We start from the raw sequence: 17,052 nt of genomic DNA on the forward strand, positions 1-17,052 counted from the left end.
ACCCGTCAGTCCCACTCCATGCCGCCGCGCTTGTACTCATAGAAGTACGCGATGCACAGCAGCAGGAGGAACACGATCATGGCGAAGATGGCGAACATGCTCAGCTGATCGAAGGCCACCACCCAGGGGTAGAGGAAGGCGATCTCGATGTCGAAGACGAGGAACATCATGGCGGTGATGTAGTACTTGACCGGGAACCGGCCGCCGCCCGCCGCCCGCGGCGTCGGGTCGATGCCGCACTCGTACGGCATGTACTTGCTCTTGTTGTAGCGCTTGGGGCCCACGAAGAGCGACAACAGCACCATCACCCCCAGGAGGGCGGCCGAGAAGAACAGCACCCCGAGGATCGGAATGTAGGGGCTCATCGCACCCTTCCCTTCTGGTGACGCGTCATGCCGACGGCACCACCTTCGTCAACGCCGTGATGGTCTTGTCCATCCAATCACCGTCGGAGGTGTCGTAAAGATGGGCAAGCAGCTTCATGGTGAACTTCATGAGCGTGGGTCTTGGCAAACCGTATCGCGTGCAGAGCCGCATGATCTCCGGACGCTCGATCAGGGACACGAAAACCTGCCCGAGTCGGTAGTAGCCGCCCCACTCGGCCTCCAGGCGGGTGCGGTAGCCGCCCAGCGCCTTCTCGGCGGCGCGGCCACCGACGCCGCGGGCGTGGGCGTCCGCGATGGCGTCGGCGGCCATCTCGGCGGCCTCCATCGCGTACGGGATGCCCTCACCGTTGAACGGGCTGACCATGCCGGCGGAGTCCCCCACCAGCACCAGGCCGCGCGTGTAGGCGGGCTTGCGGTTGAAGCTCATGGGCAGCGCGGCGGACCCGATGGTGCCGACCTGGTTGGCCGGGTCGAGGCCCCACTGCCGCGGGGTGGCGCCGTTGAGCCACGTCTTGAGTTGCTCGCGGACGTTCATCTTCTGGCTGGTGGCGGTGCTGCTCACCGTGCCCAGGCCGACGTTGATCATGCCGTCGCCCAGCGGGAACATCCACGCGTAGCCGGGCAGCAGGTTGGACTCCCCGGGCTTGCCGTCCCACAACTCCAGGCACGACTCGATGAACGCCGAGTCGCCGGCGGGCGCCTTGAAGTAGGCGCGGGCGGCCACGCCCATGGGGCGGAGCTTGTTCTTCTCCAGACCCATGTTGAGCGCGAGCCGGCTGGAGTTGCCGTCGGCGGCGACCACGATCGGGGCGCGGAACTCGCGGCCGTCCTTGGCCCGGACGCCGACGATGCGGTCGGTCGCGGGGTCGAGGATCGGCTCGGAGGCGCTGGTGTTCTCGTACAGGGTCGCGCCGGCCGTGGTCGCCAGGCGGGCGAGCATCTCGTCGAAGTCGCCGCGGCGTCGCGTCAGGCCGTAGTTGGGGAAGGAGGCCAGCTCGGGCCACAGGAACTCGAACGGTTCCTCGCGTCCGGCGTAGGTGCGCAGGCCGATGTTGTGCACCCAGCCCGCCTCCTCGGACACGTCCACACCGAGCCGGATGAGCTGCTTGGTGGCGCGGGGCGTGAGCCCGTCGCCGCACACCTTGTCGCGCGGGAAGGCCGACTTCTCGAGAAGGCTGACGTCCAATCCGCGGTCGGCGAGCCACTTCGCCGTCGTCGAGCCGCCGGGACCGGCACCCACGACGATCACATCCGACTCGACCACCGCCGGCGCCGTGCGCTCCTCGGTCATCGAATCCTCACCTTCCCTGCGCCCCACCTCGGGACTGCCTCGCGTCAGTTTAGGCAGTTGAACGGGTAAGCGCCATTTGGTCCCACCGGTGGCAAACGCCGAAGTCAGAAAGGTTATTTAGGTGAGCATCGCCTTGCCTAATTGACGCGCTTGGCTTTCTCCGCGGCGAGCAGTTCCTTCTGTTCCTTGGCCTGCTCCTGGAGTTCCTCGGTGTTGAACCCCGAGCGCAGGAACAGGGCCACGACCAGCGCCAACGCCAGCGACCAGATCGGGTCCAGGCCCAGCAGGATCGGCACCGTGATGAGGGTCACCACGTCGAAGCCGCGCAGCAGGTTGAGGATGAGCGTCGGGGGCATGGCACCGGCCGCGGTGGCCATCATGGGGACGCCGAAGTCGACGCCCTTGGCCGTCTGCCAGCGCACGGCGCCGAGCAGGCCGGCGGCCCCGCAGGCCACCGCGATGCTGGAGGCCTGCACCAGACCCCGCCCCACTCCCCGACGACCCCGGCGAACGCGGGCGCCACCAGCAGCGCCCACAGGAACGCCAGGATCCCGGGGACGACGAACAGCGCCGTCCGGATCTGGCCGGTCGAGAACGGGAAGGTGCGGGCGAGCCCGCGGGTGCGCGACAGGACGCGCAGCGCGCCCAGCGTCGGGATGAGCGCCAGCATCAGGGCCAGCGCCGAGAGCCAGGGGGCCATGAGGCTGAGGCCGACGGCCTCGCAGGCGTAGGGGGCCAGGACGGCGGCCGCGACCCCCAGCAGCGGCTGCGGGAACCGCAGCAGGCGCTGCGCGTCGCGCCACACCAGCGCCGCGACCCCGGCGCCGCGGCCGCGCGTGGGCCGGACGTGGCCGCGCTCGATGGCCTTGCGGTCCACGAGGATGTCGCGCATCAGGCCCAGGTCGAGGCCGAACATCGCACCCTGCAGCCCCGACACCAGCGACCCGCCGCTGGTCAGCCGCAGGCTGTGGAACTCCTCGAGCCGGCGGCGGGCCGCCAGGGCGGCACCGACCGTCGCGGCGATCCCGAGTCCGGCGAAGGCCCACGGGGCCGCCCCGTGCCAGGGCGGCGGCGCCAGCGTCAACCAGCCGCCCGCGACCCCGACCATCAGGCCGAACGCGCCGACGGCGCCGGCGGCGAACAGCGCCTGCACCACCCTGGCGCGCCCGGAGCGCTCGTGGGACTGTTCGAGCGCGGCCCACGCCACCGCGCCGGACGCGGTGAAGCCGGCGGCCAGCGACCAGGCGGCGATGACGGCGGGCGGCTCGCCCGCGACGCCCGCGACCGCCGCCATCGCGACGGCGGCGACGACCCAGCCCAGGCCCAGCGCGGCCCAGAGGCGTCCGCGCAGGAAGGGCGCGCGCCGCACCGGGGCGAGCAGCAGCCAGAAGCCCTCGGCCGAGGAGGCGAGCACCGGCCCGAAGATGCGGGCCAGCGACAGCGCCAGCGCGCCGAGCGCGAAGTACATGCCCCACGGCACGAGCATCCGGCCGTTGAGGCAGGCGGCGGTGTCGCAGGCCGCGGAGGTCGCCTGGCTGTTGATCAGGACGTTCACGGCCATGGCGCCGATCATCAGCACGCTGAGGATCGCGATGTAGGTGTCGGAGATGACCTGGCCCAGCGTGCGGGTCGCCCGGCCCCGGCGCCACTCCTGCACCAGGGACCGCAGCCCCGCCTCGTTGACGGCGGCCACGGGGGCGCCCGGGCTGGGCGCGAAGTCCCACACCCTGTCGGCGTAGGCCGCGTACGGGTCGCCCGCGGGCTGGGGGCGCCAGATCGGGGGTGCCGCCCGCTCGTCGGCGCCGGGTTTGTCCCCGATGCGGTGCGCGCGTCGCCGTCCCTTGGCCATCACGTCCCCTTCAGCGTCGTGGCGGCGCGACCGTGCCGCCCCCGGGGCGATGCTACCCACGTCGCGCAGCCGGGCGGGCGTGCGGCCCCGCCCGCATCGGCGGCGCATCGGCTAGGCGATCGCCTCGTCGGCGTCGGCCTCGGGGCCGCCCGTGCCACCCTCCAGATGCACCTCGCGGGTGGCGACCTTCGCGACGAGGTAGGGGTCGTGCGAGGCGAAGACGAGCGCGAGCCCGTCCTTGCGCTCGGACTCCAGCCTCGCGGCCAGCCAGGCGACGCCCTCGACGTCGAGGCGCTGCTCCGGCTCGTCCAGCACGAGCAGCTTGCGCGGCCGGACGAACGCGGTCGCCAGGGCCAGCCGGCGGCGCTGACCCGAGCTGAGGGTGCCGGGGAGCTGGCCCGACTGCGGCACGAGCTCGACCTCGGCCAGGACGGCGTCCACGAGCGGCTCGGGATCCGGGACGCCGTGGGCGCGCGCCAGCAGGTCCAGGTGCTCCACCACCGACAGGTCGGGGAAGAAGTCGAGGTCGTCGATGACCGAGGCCATGCCCCGCCGCACGTCGGCGTCGGTTTCGGACAGCCGGCGGCCCTCGAACTCGACCCGGCCCTCGTCGGGCCGGATGGCGCCCACCAGCATCCGCAGGATGGTGGACTTGCCCGCGCCGTTGCGTCCGGTCAGGGCGATCGCCTCCCCGGTCGCACGGTCAGCGAGAAGTCGCTGACGATCGGCACGGGGCCGAAGGACTTCGCGAGGGAGGTTGCTGTGAGCACGGGTGCGCGGGACGCCATGGTCCAAGTCTGGCAGGATTCCTCAGGTGCAAAAGTTTGATGCTCGAGCCACGCTCGCCAAGCGGCGGGCCGACGTCGCCGAGATGTTCGACGGGGTGGCCGGCCGCTACGACCTGATGAACGACCTCATGACGGGCGGCCTGCAGCGGCAGTGGCGGCACGAGTTGGAGCACGCGCTCGACCCGCGCCCCGGCCAGCGGATCCTCGACCTGGCCGCCGGCACCGGCACGTCCTCGCGCGCCCTGGCCGACGCCGGCGCGCTCGTGGTCCCCGCGGACCTGTCGTTCAACATGCTCGCCGAGGGACGCAAGCGGCAGCCCGACCTGCCGTTCGTGAACGCGGACGCGCTCCAGCTGCCGTTCGCGGACGGCACGTTCGACGCCGTGACGATCAGCTACGGGCTGCGCAACGTCGAGGACACCGTGGAGGCCCTCACCGAGATGCGCCGCGTGACCGCCCCCGGCGGTCGCCTGGTCATCGCCGAGTTCTCCACCCCGACGTGGGGGCCGTTCCGGTCGGTCTACCGCGAGTGGATCATGGCGGCCCTGCCCGCGCTGGCCAAGCCGTTCTCGTCCAACCCGCGCGCCTACAGCTACCTGGCCGAGTCGATCCTGGCGTGGCCCGACCAGGAGGGGCTGGCCGACCTGCTGCGCGCCGCAGGCTGGCGGGACGTGGAGTGGAAGAACCTCTCCGGCGGCATCGTCGCCCTGCACCGGGCGGTGGCCTAGGCGTTGGCCGGGGAGTTCGTTCTCGACGCCTACGCCGCCCGCAGCTGCCCGCTGAAGACGGTCCACCGGTTCACGCCCGGGCTCGAGCCGCCGATCGACCGGCCGCCGGACCCGCCGTTCTTCCACGACGCCGAGGCCATCGAGGCCGAGGTCTACGGGCTGCTGCTGGCCGCGGACGCCGAGACGGCCGACCTGCGCGGGACGCGGGCGGCCGACACCGTGGCGGCCGAGCAGGCCACCATCGCGGCGATGCGCGCCGGCGCGCCGCTGATCCTGGCCCCCACGCTGCCGCGCGACCGCGCCGGGCACCGCACCGGCCATCCGTCGCTGTTGGTCCGCGAGACGGGCGACGGCCCCGGCTACCACCCGGTGCAGATCAAGTTCCACCGCGTCCTGGAGTCGACCGCGCCGGACTCGCCCCCGCTGTACGCCACGACGCTCGGGGCGCCGCGCGAGCTGACGACCGTCCCGGCGCGCGGCTACCGCTGGCGGCACCGGCTGGCCGCGGCGCTGCAGCTCGCCCACTACTGGCGGATGCTGGAGGCGTCCGGCTACGCCGCGCAGCGCCCGGCGGGCGGGCTGATCGGCCTGGACCGGATCCCGGTGCACGGCGGCCAGCCGGGGCAGGTCATCACGTGGCTGGACCTGGCCGCCCCGCGCGTCCCGCAGAACCCCGACACCGTGCCTGTCCCCCGCGACGCCGACCCCACCAGCGTGCTGGAGCGCTACGACGCCGACTTCGCCACCCGCGTCGCGCTCGCCACCGACGCCCTGTCCGCCGACCCGCACGACCCTCCGCCGCTGACCCCGATCCTCACCCCGGAGTGCCGCGGCTGCGTCTGGCTCCCGCGCTGCACCACGTTCCTCGACGCGGACGACCTCACCCGCCGGATCAACAAGTCCCCGCTGGACGCCCACGAGGTCACCACGCTGCGCGGCCTCGGGATCGACACCGTGCCCGACCTCGCGCACACCGAGCTGGACGGCCTGCTCGCCGACTACCTGCCGCGCGCCAGCCACCGCGACGATGCCGAGGACCGGCTGCGCCGCGCCCATCACCGGGCGCGGCTGCTCGACTCCGGCGTCGCGCTGGAGCGCGAGACGTCCGGGGAACTGCCGCTGCCCCGCCACGACCTGGAGATCGACGTCGACATCGAGACGTCCGCCGACGACCGGGTCTACCTGTGGGGGTTCTGGATCGACGATCCGGAGGCGGGCGAGCCGTACGCCCGGCAGTTCGTCTCGTTCACCGACCTGGACGCCGAGGGCGAGCGCGCCCTGGCCGCCGAGGCGATGGCCTGGCTCCGCGTCCTCGTGGAGGGCCGCGACGCCGCCGTCTACCACTACTCCGACTACGAGACCGTCCGCCTCGGCAGGCTCGCGGCGCACCTCGGCGAGCTCGGCGCCTGGGCGCAGGGATGGGCGACCGCGCACTTCGTCGACCTGTTCACCGTCGTCCGGGAGAACTTCTTCGGCGCGAACGGGCTGGGCCTGAAGGTGGTGGCCTCGGCGGTCGCCGGCTTCGAGTGGCGCGACGACGAGCCGGGCGGGCTGAACTCCCAGGCGTGGTTCGCCGACGCCGTGCACGCGTCCGACGACCTGGAGCGCGAGATCGCGCGCATCCGCGTGCTGGAGTACAACGAGGACGACGTCCGCGCCACCTGGCACCTGCGCCGCTGGCTGCGGACCCAGGACTGAGCGGCCCTGGACAGCCCGGACGCCGACCGTCGCGGAGGCTCAGCCCGCCGCGCGGCGGCCGGGCACGCCGGCCTTGCCCCGCACGACGACCTCGTCCTTGCCGGCGGCGTCGGCGAGGCGGCCCGCGAGCGCGAGGGCCGCGCCGCGTCCGAACCACGCCAGGCCGCCGAGCTGGACCTCCTCCAGCATCCGCCCCTTCCGGACGCCGACCGCGGGCACCGTCATGATCCCGGCCGACACCACCTCCACCGAGGCGATGTCCTCCCAGGCCACGTCACCGTGCCCCGGGACGCGCATGCCGAACGGCCCGTAGTGCACGAGCATGCTCACGCCCAGCCAGCCGGTGAGGATCGCCCCGACGGCGCCGCCCGCGGCGAACACCAGCCCGACGGTGCCGGGGAACAGCATCCAGCCGACCAGGCCCAGCACGACCCACAGGGCCGCGATGACGAACGTGAGCCACACCATCGGGCCCGCCAGGGTGCGGCTGTTCATGCCCCGATCACCGCCCCGACGAGGATGCCGACCGACGCGGCGAGTTCCGCCAGGCCGGTCGCCTTGAGGGTGGGGATGAGGGCGCGGCCGTCTGCGCCGCCCAGCACGTCCCGCACGGGGCGGACCAGCAGGGCGAACCCGACCAGCCCCAGCAGCACCCACCACGACGTGCCCGCGGCCGTCCCGACCACGCCGAGCGCCCCCAGGGCCACCAGGCCGGCGTACAGCGACCGGGTGCCGCCGTCGCCGAGCCGCACGGCCAGCGTCCGCTTGCCCGCCGCCGCGTCGCCGGCCCGGTCGCGGAGGTTGTTGGTGACCAGCACCGCGGCCGACAGCGCCCCGGCGAACACGCCGGCCGCCCAGGCGGTCGCCGGGACCCGCAGCAGCTGGACGTAGGTCGTGCCGGCGACCGCGACCAGCCCGAAGAAGACGAAGACGAACGCCTCGCCGAGGCCGGCGTAGCCGTAGGGGCGCGTGCCGCCGGTGTAGAACCAGGCGGCCAGGATGCAGGCCGCGCCCAGCGCCAGCAGCCACCACTGCCCGGTCAGCACCACCAGCGCCAGCCCCACGACGCCGGCCAGCCCGAAGCAGCCGAAGGCGGCCCGCTTCACCGCCTGCGGCGTCGCGGCTCCCGAGCCGACGAGGCGCAGCGGGCCGACGCGCTCGTCGTCGGTGCCGCGGATGCCGTCGGAGTAGTCGTTGGCGTAGTTGACGCCCACCTGGAGGGCCAGCGCCACGACCAGGGCGAGCGCCGCGTGCAGCGGGCGGAAGCCGTGCGCGGCGATCGCGACGGCCGTGCCGGCCAGCACGGGCGCGATGGCCGCGGGGAGGGTGCGCAGCCGCGCTCCCTTGACCCATTCCGACGTCGTCGCCACGGCTCTCCCCTCGCTCGCGCCCGGCGCCTCACCGGTCCCGCCCCATCCTTCCACGCGGGCTGGGTACATTGGTGGCATGCCCCGCGTCGTGCTCGTGATCCTGCTGATCGCCCTGATCATCTACTCGTTGATCGAGGCGGGCCAGGCCGACGGCGATCGCGTCCGCCTGATGCCCCGCTGGCTGTGGATCGTCGCGATCCTGCTGCTACCCGGCGTGGGCGCCGTCGCCTGGCTCCTGCTCGGACGCCCGACGGGCCGCCCGGGCACCGGGGGGCGGGGGCGTCCGATGGCGCCCGACGACGACGTGGACTTCCTGCGCGGCCTGTGAGCTAGAACCGGGGCTCGACCGGCGGCACGATGCCGTCCTCGACCGCCCGGCGGAAGAGTTCGAGCTTGGACGCCGCGGGCCGGTCGACCTGGGTGTACTTCGCGCGGATGCGCTTGAGGTACTCCTTGACCGAGTTCTCGGTGATGTAGAGCGTCCGGCCGATCGGCGGGATCTCCAGCCCGGCCGCGTACAGGCTCAGCACCTCGCGCTCGCGCGGCCCCAGCGCGGCCGCCACGTAGGTCGCGTCGCCCTCGATGGCGGCGAGGATCTCCTGGCTGATGACCTGCCGGCCCTCGTGCACCGCGACGATGGCCTCGACGGTTTCGGCGATCGGCTCGGCCTTGCGGCACACCCCGTCGGCGCCGCCGGCGAGCGCGCGTCGCAGCATCCTGACGTTGTCGGCGATGGAGTACACCAGCACCCGGTGCCCCTCGGCGCGCAACGCCTCGGCGTTGTCCTTGGGGTCGGAGCCGTCGCCCAGGTTGAGGTCGAGGAGGACCACGTCGGCGTCGGCCGGGTCGCGCGCGAGGAAGTCCGCGACGGTCGCGGCCCCCTCGATGACGCGCAGGGAGCGGCCGGACGCGCGCAGCGCGGCCGACATCCCCACCCGGATCGCCTCGTGGTCGTCGATGATCGCCACCACGATCTCGGGGGCACCGTTCATGTTTGACTCACCACTATCGTTCCGTCGTTGAGGACCTTGGTCAGCGTAGAGCCCTGAGCGTCCGCCTGCACGATCGTGACGGCCTCGGCGTACCCCTCGGGCGCGGTGCGGGCGACGATGCGGCCGTCGCGGGCGGCGTTGACCGCCTCGACGAGGTGCCGGGTGACCGCGCGCCGCACCCCGCCCTCGAGCGAGGAGCCCCGGTTGTCCACCAGGGTGACGTCGATGCCGCGCAGCCGGGCGGCCATGACCGCCGCGGCCAGCGCCGGGCCGGCGAGGTTGGCCGCCTTGATCCCGTCGCGCAGCCGCCCCTCCAGCGCCAGGCACTCCTCGCGGTCCGCGGTCGTGATGACGTGCGCCGGGTCGCGCAGCCGGTCGAGCATGCCGCCGAACTGCTCGTCCAGGTCGGCGAGCCACACCTCGCGCATCACCAGCCCGGCGAAGGCGTCCGCGTTGGTCGCGGACGCGTCCTCGGCCTGCCGGCGCGCCGACTCCAGGTCGTCCTGGATCCGGTCGAGCCACACCAGCAGCATCTCGGCGATGACGAGCCAGGCGATCGGCTCGGCGGCGATGACGATCTCGAGCCACACCGGCATCCCGAAGAACCAGGCCGCCCCGAGCAGGAGCGCCACGGTGGCGAACGCCAGCGACCAGGCCGGGACGCGGCGGGCGCCGCTGAGCAGCAGGACGACCAGCAGCGAGATGCCGCTGACGAACCACGTCTCGTGGATCGACCAGGTCTCCGACGGCAGCGCGCCCAGGCCCAGCAGCGTCGTCGCGAGACCGCCCACCATGACGAGGGCGGCGCGCGGGATCGAGAGCCGATCCTGCCCGAACCGCACCAGGGCGATCCAGCCGGAGACCAGCAGCGTCGCGGCCGCGGCCGGAAGCAGCCAGGGTCGGGGCGTCGCGCCCACTCCGAGCAGCCCGGTCAGGGCGATGACGAGGAGGTTGAGTCCCAGGATCAGCTCGATGGGGCGCAGCGACACCGCGCCGAGCAGCGGGTGCTCGGCCGCGGGGGTCGTGGCGGGTTCGCCGCCCGACCATTCCAGGACGACGGTGGTCCCCGCGCCGGGCGCGCTCGTGACCTCCGCGTCGCCGCCGACCGCCCGCATCCGCTCCCGGAGCGACACCCGGATCCCCAGCCTGTGGGTCGACACCTGCGCGGTGTCGAAGCCGACCCCGTCGTCGCGGACCTCCACGCGCACCACCACGGCGTCCTCGACGGCGCTGATGCAGATCCGCAGCGTGACGGTGTCGGCGTCGGCGTGCTTCTCCGCGTTCAGGACCGCCTCGCGCGTGGCCTGGGCCAGCGCCCGGGCGGCCTGCTGCGGCACCATCGGGGCGGTGGGGTCGACCGAGCCCGCGATCCGGGTCAGGGGCCCGGCGCTGAGGGCCGCCTCGGCGAGCAGATGCTCGACGCTGGTCGGCGAGAAGGCCCCCGCGGCGGTCTGGCGGACCGCCTGGGCCTCCACCCGGGCCACCGCCTGTTCGGCCAGGTCGGTGACGTGGGCGTCGTGCGGTCCGGCGCTGCGGGCGGCGGCGACCAGGGCGGTCATGACGTGGTCGTGGACGACGGCGTCCAGTTGGCTGCGCCGCGTCTCCAGGCTGGCGCTCAGCGCGGCCTCGGACTCCTGCCGCCGCGCCTCGGCCAGCCGCGCGTCGACCAGCACAGACTGCCGCCGCATGTAGGCGAACAGGATGACGATCAGCAGCGGCTGGACGCCGACGGCCAGGGCGTCCTGGACCGCGGCGGCGGTGGACAGGTGCCCGCCGCTGGGGGTCGTCCGGACGGCCAGGTACAGCGCGGCGTTGACCACCGCCGCGGTGGCGGCGACCCCGGCGTTCCAGGCGATGCACAGCACGACGGCGGCGGCCCCGATGCAGGGCCAGAACCAGGGCGCCTGCGCGGCGGCCTGCCCCTCCCACGCGAACGGCCAGGTGATCAGCCCGACGGAGATCGCCCCCGCGTACATCGTCGCGGGCACCCGGACGCCGCGCCGCGACTAGGCGTAGACGGGCATCAGGACGCCGGTGGCGACGAGGGCGCCGCCGACGACCGTCAGCCAGAGCCGGCTCAGGTGCGGGAGTTGCTCGGCGGCGAACAACAGCGCGCCGAGGCAGGCGGCGAGCGCGATGACGGCCCCGGCGCGGTCGGTCCACCCGAGGATGCCGGCCTGCGCCGGCCCCAGCGCGCGGCGTGGCCGCCGCGGCGGATCCTCGGGGGCACGGTCTCACCTGCGGCGAGCCTGGTCACGACGCCACCGCCTCAGCCCGCGGTCCAGTCGAGCAGGCCCTCGGCGTCCAGGTCGCCCTCCGGCCACACCGCGCGGACGATCCCCGCCGCGGCGAGCGCCTTGCGGCACCCCGGGCAGGGCGGATCGGTGATGTAGGCGGACGCGCCCTTGGTGTCGCGGGTGGCGAACAGGAGCGCGTTCACCTCGGCGTGGATGGCGATGCAGAACCCGGGCGTGCCGGGGCGGTCGTAGTCGCCGAGCCCCGGCACGGTGGCGTAGTCCAGGGCGCCGCGCGGGCAGGCGCCCTCCAGGCAGCTGGGCCGGCCGGGGGCGGCACCGTTGTAGCCGGTGGCGATGATGCGACGCTCGTGGACCAGGACCGCCCCGACGCGGCGGCGCGTGCACTGCGCGCGGCGCGCCACCGCCTCCGCGATGCCCAGGAAGTAGTCGTCCCAGCCGGGGACGCCGGTTCCGGTCGCCACGCCACCCCCTGTCCTCACGTCGTGACGGCGGCGTTCGTCATGACCTCGTCGACCGCGACGACCTTCTCGATCAAGCCCTGCTCGAGCATGAACGTGCACATCGTGGACCACGCCGCCTCGTCCATTCGTGCATTCACCGTACCGTCAGGAAAGGCCCACAGGGGAAGGGTCGCCGAAAGAGTCGCCATCGCCGAGGCCTCGCCCCCGGCATCACCCAAGGTGGGTATGTAAGCCTTCGCATCGGTGATCGCCGAAGCGGGCGCGGCAATGGTCCGGCGCATTCCTTCGGTCATCGCGGCGACGACCTTCTTGGCCTCGTCCTGGTGGCTGGACAGGTGGGCCGCCGTGGTCACCAGCGAGATGCTCTGCAGCGGCACGTCCCCCGACGCGCTCAGCGGGACGGTCCGCGTCGGCACCCCCGCGCCGACGAACCGGACCTGGTCGTTGTTGGAGAAGCCGATGATGGCCTCGACGCGGCCCGTGGTGAGCGCGGCCTGCTGCGTGTAGCCGATCTCGACCACGTCGACGTCCGCCTGGGTCAGCCCCGCGCCGGCGAGCGCGGCCAGCAGCCCGAACCACGACTCGCCGAACTTGCCCGGCACCCCGACGCTGTGGCCGGCCAGGTCGGCGGCCGTGCGGATGTCGGAGCTCTCCGGGACGATGATGACGACGGGGTAGGCGCGGTAGTACTGCGCCACCGCGACGAGGTCCATGCCCTGGGAGCGGGCCTGGACGGCCTCGTCGCCGCCGGCCAGGACGTAGTCCTCCTCCCCCGCCGTCAGCGCGGTGAACAGGCCCTCGTTCGCGCCGTGGTGGCGCAGCGTGGCGTCGACGCCCGCCGCGGTGAACAATCCCTGCTGTTCCGCCACGTAGAAAGGCGCGAATTGAATGTCGGGGATATAGCTCAATCCGATGGTCGTCCGGCCGCCCGCGGCGGTCGGGGTGTTCGGCACCTTCGCGCACCCGGTCAGGGACAGGATGAGCGCGACGGCGACCGCGAGAGTTCCTCCCAGAACGCGGCGCATGGCATTTCCTTTCGTTGCTTCGGTTCGCGGGTGGGGGCGGAGTCGGGACGGGGCGCTCATGCCGGCTCCCCCGTCAGGTCGGCCATGGTGGCGGAGCGGCGCTCGACGACGACGATGAGGCCGTACAGCGAGGACGCCATGGCGCACAGCACGATGATCGTGGCGAACATGCCGGCGGTGTCGACCGAGTCGCGCTGCAGCGTCAGCAGCTGACCCAGGCCGTCGCCGCCCATCACCATTTCGCCGACCACCGCCCCGGTCACCGACAGGGCGAACCCGTTGCGCAGCCCGGCGAGGATGTTCGGCAGCGCGAGCGGCAACTCGATGGCCGCCAGCAGCGCGACGGTGCCCGCCCCGTCGACGCGCGCGGCGTCCACGACCGACCGGTCGACGAGCCGCAGCCCGACGACGGCGGCCACGAGGATGGGGAAGAACACCATGAGGGCGCACAGCAGGATGATGGGCCGGATGCCGTAGCCCACCCAGATCGCCAGCAGCGGCGCCATCGCGATCGCGGGGATCGCCTGGGTGGCCCCCAGGAACGGTGTGATCGCCGCCCGCAGCAGGACGCTGCGGTGGATCGCGACCGCCAGCGGGATCGCGACCGCGGCCCCGAGCAGGCATCCGCCCAGCGCCTCGCTGAACGTGACGCCGAACGCCGGCCAGAAGGTGGGGCTCACCAGCGCCTGCGCGAGCTTGCGGGCGACCGTGGTGGGCGCGGGCAGGAAGTACGCCGGGGGCTGGGCGAGCCCGACCACGAGCGACCAGGTGGCCAGCAGGGCCAGGAGGAAGAGCCACGGCGCGACGGCGCGCGCGGCGGGCGTCAGCCGACGCCGGTGCTGGACCGTCCGCATCGCTCCCCTCCCGGAACGCCGATCGGGGTCGCGGACGCGGACGTGCGTGACGGGTCCGTCAGGACGCGTCACCGCGCGTGCTGCCTCCCATCCGGACTTTGACCGTCGGTCCCGGACTTCCACCGGATCAACCGGACGCCGAAGCGGCCGGGTCGCGGACTATCACCGCCGGTTCGGAATTGCACCGACCCCGGAGCACGTGTGTGTTCGCCGCGAGTCTACCGCAGGGTCTACCGCAGCGCGCTGACGGCCCACTGCCGCAGTTCATGCAGCGTGCCGAAGTACGTGGTGTCGCCCGGGCCGCCGGGCTCCCCGGCCAGCCACAGCACGGGCCGCTCCCAGCCCTCGGGGAGGTCGCCGGGCAGGTCCGCGGGGTCACGCAGCGCCAGGTCGAGCCCGCCCAGGTCGCCCGCGGGTCCCACGCACGTCGCCCACCACTGGGCCGTGGTCGAGAGCACCGGTTGGCGCCCCGTGAGCCGGCGGTACTCGGTGGCGAAGTCGTGGACCCAGCCGCGCAGGTCGCCGGGCGCCACGCCGCTGCAGGCGTCCTCGCCCTCCGCGCCGCGGAGGACCAGCATGCCCGGCAGCGTCCGGCCGTCGGGGCCCAGCTCCCGCCGGACGCCGCGAACACGCGCCCCTGCAGCGTCCCGGACGACTGCGCGGGGCGGGCCAGGTGGTAGCCGCCGACGAGCAGCCCGGCCGCTCGGGCGGCCTCGCGCTGCTCGGCCATCACCGCGTTGACGTGGCCGCTGCCGTCGGTGACCTTCAGGTAGACGAAGTGCCGGCCCTCGCGGACCAGCGCGGCCCAGTCGGGGCGATCGTCGGCGGGCACCGACACCCCGGCGACCCCGGTGCCGCGCCGCCACGCGTCGCCGACCTCGACCGCGCTCGCCTCGGGCGGGTCGACGGCGCGCGCCGCCCCGACCATGACTGGTCGGGCGGCGTCGGCGGCCGCGGATGCGGCGGTGCAGCCGGTGCCCGCGAACAGCAGCGCGCACAGCAGGCTGGCGGCCCGAAGGCCAGGTCGTCGTCCCCCCATCGGCTGTCACACTAGCCCACGGCGGGGGCGCGCGGCGGCCGCCCGGTCGACCAGGCGGGCCAGCCCCGGATCGACGAGGGCGACCAGCCGGCCCGGCGCCGGCGACTCCTCGGCGCCCTCGGGCTGCGTCCGGACGCACCCGTACACGCACCGGATCAGCAGCATCAGGTCCTCGACGGTCAGATCGGGGCGCACCCGCCCTTCGGCCTGCTCGTGGGCCAGCGGGTCGGCCAGCAGCGCCCGGATGCGCGCCTCGCCATCGAACTCGGGCAGGTGCCGGGCGTTGACCACCGCGTCCACGAAGGCCGCGTTGTCGAGCACGTCCTGGATCAGCCGGTCCACGAGCCGGCCCAGGCGCGACGCGTCCGTCGGCTCGGCGGCGACCGCGGCGAGGGCGTCGATCGTCTCGGTGAACACCGCCAGCGCGAGGCTCAGCCGGTCGGGGAAGTGCCGGTACAGGACGCCCTGGCCCACGCCCGCCTCGCGCGCGATGGCGCTCAGGGGCACCTCGTAGCCCTCGCGCGCGAAGAGGCGTCGGCCCGCGGCGATGAGGGCGTCCCGGTTGGCCGGTGCGGCCGCCGGGCCGCGGTTGCGACGGGTTCGGGCCTGCGGCATGCTGGAACCCTAGTACCGGACAACGCTGTCCGGATGGGAACGGAGGGATCATGAACCCCGATCACACCTACGACGTCGTCGTCGTCGGCTCCGGTGCCGCGGCGTTCAGCGCGGCGATCGCCGCGGCGGACGGCGGAGCCGCCGTCGTGATGCTCGAGTCCACCGACCGCTGGGGCGGAAGCTCGGCCATGTCGGGCGGCGGGCTGTGGCTGCCGAACAATCCGCTGATGCAGCGCGACGGCGCCGCCGACTCGCGCGAAGAGGCCCTGGACTACCTGGAACGCACCGTCGGGGACGCCGGCCCCGCGACGAGCCGCGCCCGCAAGGAGGCGTTCGTCGACAACGTGGGCGGCTTCGTCGCGCTGGCCGAGCGGCTCGGCGTCCGGTTCGCCCGGTCGGCCGACTACCCCGACTACTACCCCGAACTCCCGGGCGGCAAGATCGGCCGCGCCATCGAGGTCCAGCCCTTCGACATCAAGAGGATCGACGACTGGTGGGCGTCCTCGCGCGGCCAGGACGGCGTCCCGGCGCCGGCGATGACCGACGACTTCTGGCTGCTGCAGCGATCCTGGTCGAGCCTGGGCGGCGCCGTGCGCGGCGCCCGCGTCGTCGGCCGCGTCGCCGCCATGCTGCTGCGCCGCCAGCACAAGGTCGGGATGGGCGCCGCGCTCACGGCGTCCCTGCTGACCGCGAGCCGCGAACTGGGCATCCCCCTGTGGCTCGACTGCCCCGTCACCGAGCTCATCGTCGAGGACGACCGGGTCGTCGGCGTGCGCGCGCAGCGGGCGGGCGAGGAGATCACGGTGGCCGCCACGCGCGGCGTCGTGCTGGCCGGCGGCGGCTTCGACCACAACACCTCCTGGCGGGAGCGCCATCACGGGATCGACGGGTCGGCGTCCTCGGGCTCGCGCGGGAACCTCGGCGGGCCGATCGCGGCGGCCGAGCGGGCCGGCGCGGCGATCGACCTCATGGACGACGCCTGGTGGGGCGGGTCGATCCCGCCCGCGACCCCCGAGGGCAGCGCGGCCTTCCTGGTGAGCGAGCGGGCGATGCCGTTCAGCCTGATCGTGGACGCTGCGGGCGACCGGTTCGCCAACGAGGCCGAGAGCTACGTCGACCTGGGCCACCACATGCGCGCGCACGCCGAGCGCGTCCCGGGGAGGTTCTGGATGATCGCCGACGTCCGGCACGCGCGGCGCTACCTGCGCTCCTACGCGCTGGATCCCCGGGCCACCAAGGCGATGACCGCCGCGGGGATCCGGCACCAGGCCGGGACGCTGGCCGAACTGGCCCGCGCCCTCGGCGTCGAACCCGCCCGGCTCGAGGCGACGGTCGCCCGGTTCAACGGGTTCGCCCGCACCGGCATCGACCAGGACTTCGGCCGCGGCAACTCCGCCTACGACCGCTACTACAGCGACCCGAACGTTCGGCCGAACCCGAACCTGGGCCCGCTGGAGAAGTGTCCGTTCACCGCGGTCGAGCTCGTGGCGGGCGACCTCGGCACCAAGGGCGGCGTCCTGACCGACGAGCGCGCCCGGGCGCTGCGCCCCGACGGCACGGTCATCCCGGGGCTCTACGCCGCGGGGAACAACTCCGCCTCGGTGATGGGCCGCACCTACCCCGGGCCCGGCTCGACGCTGGGACCGGCCGCGGTCTTCGGCTTCATCGCCGGGCGCGAACTGGCGCGGAGGGCCTGAC

At 73.8% G+C, this 17,052-nt stretch carries 17 protein-coding genes, 2 pseudogenes and 1 riboswitch; of the genes and pseudogenes, 4 read left to right on the plus strand and 15 right to left on the minus strand.

Annotation, left to right across the window (positions count from 1 at the left end; genetic code table 11):
• Positions 1–5 precede the first annotated feature (5 nt).
• From G7070_RS03360 to G7070_RS03380, 5 genes and pseudogenes are all read right to left on the minus strand, one after another.
• On the minus strand, positions 6–365 hold the full coding sequence (locus G7070_RS03360; protein WP_166231956.1) for an NADH-quinone oxidoreductase subunit A: 360 nt from the start codon (positions 363–365) through the stop codon (positions 6–8).
• Positions 366–390: 25 nt separating this feature from the next.
• On the minus strand, positions 391–1,677 hold the full coding sequence (locus tag G7070_RS03365) for a geranylgeranyl reductase family protein (protein ID WP_166231958.1): 1,287 nt from the start codon (positions 1,675–1,677) through the stop codon (positions 391–393).
• A gap of 137 nt (positions 1,678–1,814) precedes the next feature.
• Positions 1,815–2,099 (minus strand): hypothetical protein, encoded by a 285-nt coding sequence (locus G7070_RS03370; protein WP_166231960.1) that lies wholly within the window; start codon positions 2,097–2,099, stop codon positions 1,815–1,817.
• Complete coding sequence (locus tag G7070_RS03375) at positions 2,054–3,526, minus strand: DUF6297 family protein (RefSeq protein WP_166231962.1); 1,473 nt, start codon at positions 3,524–3,526, stop codon at positions 2,054–2,056. The genes G7070_RS03370 and G7070_RS03375 overlap by 46 nt, the downstream gene beginning before the upstream one ends.
• A gap of 111 nt (positions 3,527–3,637) precedes the next feature.
• Positions 3,638–4,314: pseudogene (locus G7070_RS03380) on the minus strand (ABC transporter ATP-binding protein).
• A 26-nt stretch (positions 4,315–4,340) separates the two neighbouring features.
• Here G7070_RS03380 and G7070_RS03385 point away from each other — a divergent pair.
• The gene (locus G7070_RS03385; RefSeq protein ID WP_431977917.1) at positions 4,341–5,042 is read left to right on the plus strand and encodes a demethylmenaquinone methyltransferase; all 702 of its coding nucleotides are present in this window, start codon (positions 4,341–4,343) and stop codon (positions 5,040–5,042) included.
• 3 nt (positions 5,043–5,045) lie between these two features.
• Complete coding sequence (locus tag G7070_RS03390; protein ID WP_166231964.1) at positions 5,046–6,740, plus strand: TM0106 family RecB-like putative nuclease; 1,695 nt, start codon at positions 5,046–5,048, stop codon at positions 6,738–6,740.
• Between the two features lie 39 nt (positions 6,741–6,779).
• On the opposite strand, the gene G7070_RS03395 is transcribed toward G7070_RS03390, so the two are convergent.
• Both G7070_RS03395 and G7070_RS03400 read right to left on the minus strand, forming a co-directional pair.
• Positions 6,780–7,235 carry a hypothetical protein gene (locus G7070_RS03395; RefSeq protein WP_166231966.1) on the minus strand — a complete coding sequence of 152 codons (456 nt, stop codon included), beginning with the start codon at positions 7,233–7,235 and terminating at the stop codon, positions 6,780–6,782.
• Entirely contained in the window at positions 7,232–8,110 is an 879-nt protein-coding gene (locus G7070_RS03400; RefSeq protein ID WP_166231968.1) for a 1,4-dihydroxy-2-naphthoate polyprenyltransferase, read from the minus strand. The genes G7070_RS03395 and G7070_RS03400 overlap by 4 nt, the downstream gene beginning before the upstream one ends.
• 76 nt (positions 8,111–8,186) lie before the next feature.
• Here G7070_RS03400 and G7070_RS03405 point away from each other — a divergent pair, with 76 nt between their 5' ends.
• Positions 8,187–8,438, plus strand: coding sequence for a PLDc N-terminal domain-containing protein (locus tag G7070_RS03405; RefSeq protein ID WP_166231970.1), 252 nt, complete (start codon positions 8,187–8,189; stop codon positions 8,436–8,438).
• Position 8,439: 1 nt separating this feature from the next.
• Here the strand turns inward: G7070_RS03405 and G7070_RS03410 are convergent, their stop codons facing one another.
• From G7070_RS03410 to G7070_RS17525, 8 genes and pseudogenes are all read right to left on the minus strand, one after another.
• Positions 8,440–9,102 (minus strand): response regulator, encoded by a 663-nt coding sequence (locus tag G7070_RS03410; protein WP_166231972.1) that lies wholly within the window; start codon positions 9,100–9,102, stop codon positions 8,440–8,442.
• Positions 9,099–11,090, minus strand: coding sequence for an ATP-binding protein (locus G7070_RS03415; RefSeq protein WP_166231974.1), 1,992 nt, complete (start codon positions 11,088–11,090; stop codon positions 9,099–9,101). The genes G7070_RS03410 and G7070_RS03415 overlap by 4 nt, the downstream gene beginning before the upstream one ends.
• 281 nt (positions 11,091–11,371) lie before the next feature.
• Positions 11,372–11,821 (minus strand): deoxycytidylate deaminase, encoded by a 450-nt coding sequence (locus G7070_RS03420; protein WP_166231975.1) that lies wholly within the window; start codon positions 11,819–11,821, stop codon positions 11,372–11,374.
• Between the two features lie 14 nt (positions 11,822–11,835).
• On the minus strand, positions 11,836–12,846 hold the full coding sequence (locus G7070_RS03425; protein ID WP_166231977.1) for an ABC transporter substrate-binding protein: 1,011 nt from the start codon (positions 12,844–12,846) through the stop codon (positions 11,836–11,838).
• Positions 12,847–12,902: 56 nt separating this feature from the next.
• Entirely contained in the window at positions 12,903–13,700 is a 798-nt protein-coding gene (locus G7070_RS03430) for an ABC transporter permease (protein ID WP_166231979.1), read from the minus strand.
• Between the two features lie 74 nt (positions 13,701–13,774).
• A riboswitch (FMN riboswitch) is annotated at positions 13,775–13,902 on the minus strand.
• 28 nt (positions 13,903–13,930) lie between these two features.
• Positions 13,931–14,278 (minus strand): glycoside hydrolase family 25 domain-containing protein, encoded by a 348-nt coding sequence (locus tag G7070_RS03435; RefSeq protein WP_166231981.1) that lies wholly within the window; start codon positions 14,276–14,278, stop codon positions 13,931–13,933.
• A 71-nt stretch (positions 14,279–14,349) separates the two neighbouring features.
• Positions 14,350–14,739: pseudogene (locus G7070_RS19740) on the minus strand (GH25 family lysozyme); the annotation flags it as partial.
• A gap of 6 nt (positions 14,740–14,745) precedes the next feature.
• Positions 14,746–15,354, minus strand: coding sequence for a TetR/AcrR family transcriptional regulator (locus G7070_RS17525; protein ID WP_206079915.1), 609 nt, complete (start codon positions 15,352–15,354; stop codon positions 14,746–14,748).
• Positions 15,355–15,404: 50 nt separating this feature from the next.
• Between G7070_RS17525 and G7070_RS03450 the strand changes: the two genes are divergently transcribed.
• Entirely contained in the window at positions 15,405–17,051 is a 1,647-nt protein-coding gene (locus G7070_RS03450) for an FAD-binding protein (RefSeq protein WP_166231983.1), read from the plus strand.
• Position 17,052: the final 1 nt, after the last annotated feature.

The organism is Propioniciclava coleopterorum (assembly GCF_011393335.1).
GTDB lineage: Bacteria > Actinomycetota > Actinomycetes > Propionibacteriales > Propionibacteriaceae > Propioniciclava > Propioniciclava coleopterorum.

What these genes read in the sequence shown, in the direction of transcription:
- G7070_RS03360 (WP_166231956.1), bottom strand. Translation starts at nt 365, where the DNA reads ATGAGCCCCTACATTCCGATCCTCGGGGTGCTGTTCTTCTCGGCCGCC.
- G7070_RS03365 (WP_166231958.1), bottom strand. Translation starts at nt 1,677, where the DNA reads ATGACCGAGGAGCGCACGGCGCCGGCGGTGGTCGAGTCGGATGTGATC.
- G7070_RS03375 (WP_166231962.1), bottom strand. Translation starts at nt 3,526, where the DNA reads ATGGCCAAGGGACGGCGACGCGCGCACCGCATCGGGGACAAACCCGGC.
- G7070_RS03395 (WP_166231966.1), bottom strand. Translation starts at nt 7,235, where the DNA reads ATGAACAGCCGCACCCTGGCGGGCCCGATGGTGTGGCTCACGTTCGTC.
- G7070_RS03405 (WP_166231970.1), top strand. Translation starts at nt 8,187, where the DNA reads ATGCCCCGCGTCGTGCTCGTGATCCTGCTGATCGCCCTGATCATCTAC.
- G7070_RS03410 (WP_166231972.1), bottom strand. Translation starts at nt 9,102, where the DNA reads ATGAACGGTGCCCCCGAGATCGTGGTGGCGATCATCGACGACCACGAG.
- G7070_RS03425 (WP_166231977.1), bottom strand. Translation starts at nt 12,846, where the DNA reads ATGCGCCGCGTTCTGGGAGGAACTCTCGCGGTCGCCGTCGCGCTCATC.
- G7070_RS03430 (WP_166231979.1), bottom strand. Translation starts at nt 13,700, where the DNA reads ATGCGGACGGTCCAGCACCGGCGTCGGCTGACGCCCGCCGCGCGCGCC.
- G7070_RS03435 (WP_166231981.1), bottom strand. Translation starts at nt 14,278, where the DNA reads ATGCTGGTCCTCCGCGGCGCGGAGGGCGAGGACGCCTGCAGCGGCGTG.
- G7070_RS17525 (WP_206079915.1), bottom strand. Translation starts at nt 15,354, where the DNA reads ATGCCGCAGGCCCGAACCCGTCGCAACCGCGGCCCGGCGGCCGCACCG.
- G7070_RS03450 (WP_166231983.1), top strand. Translation starts at nt 15,405, where the DNA reads ATGAACCCCGATCACACCTACGACGTCGTCGTCGTCGGCTCCGGTGCC.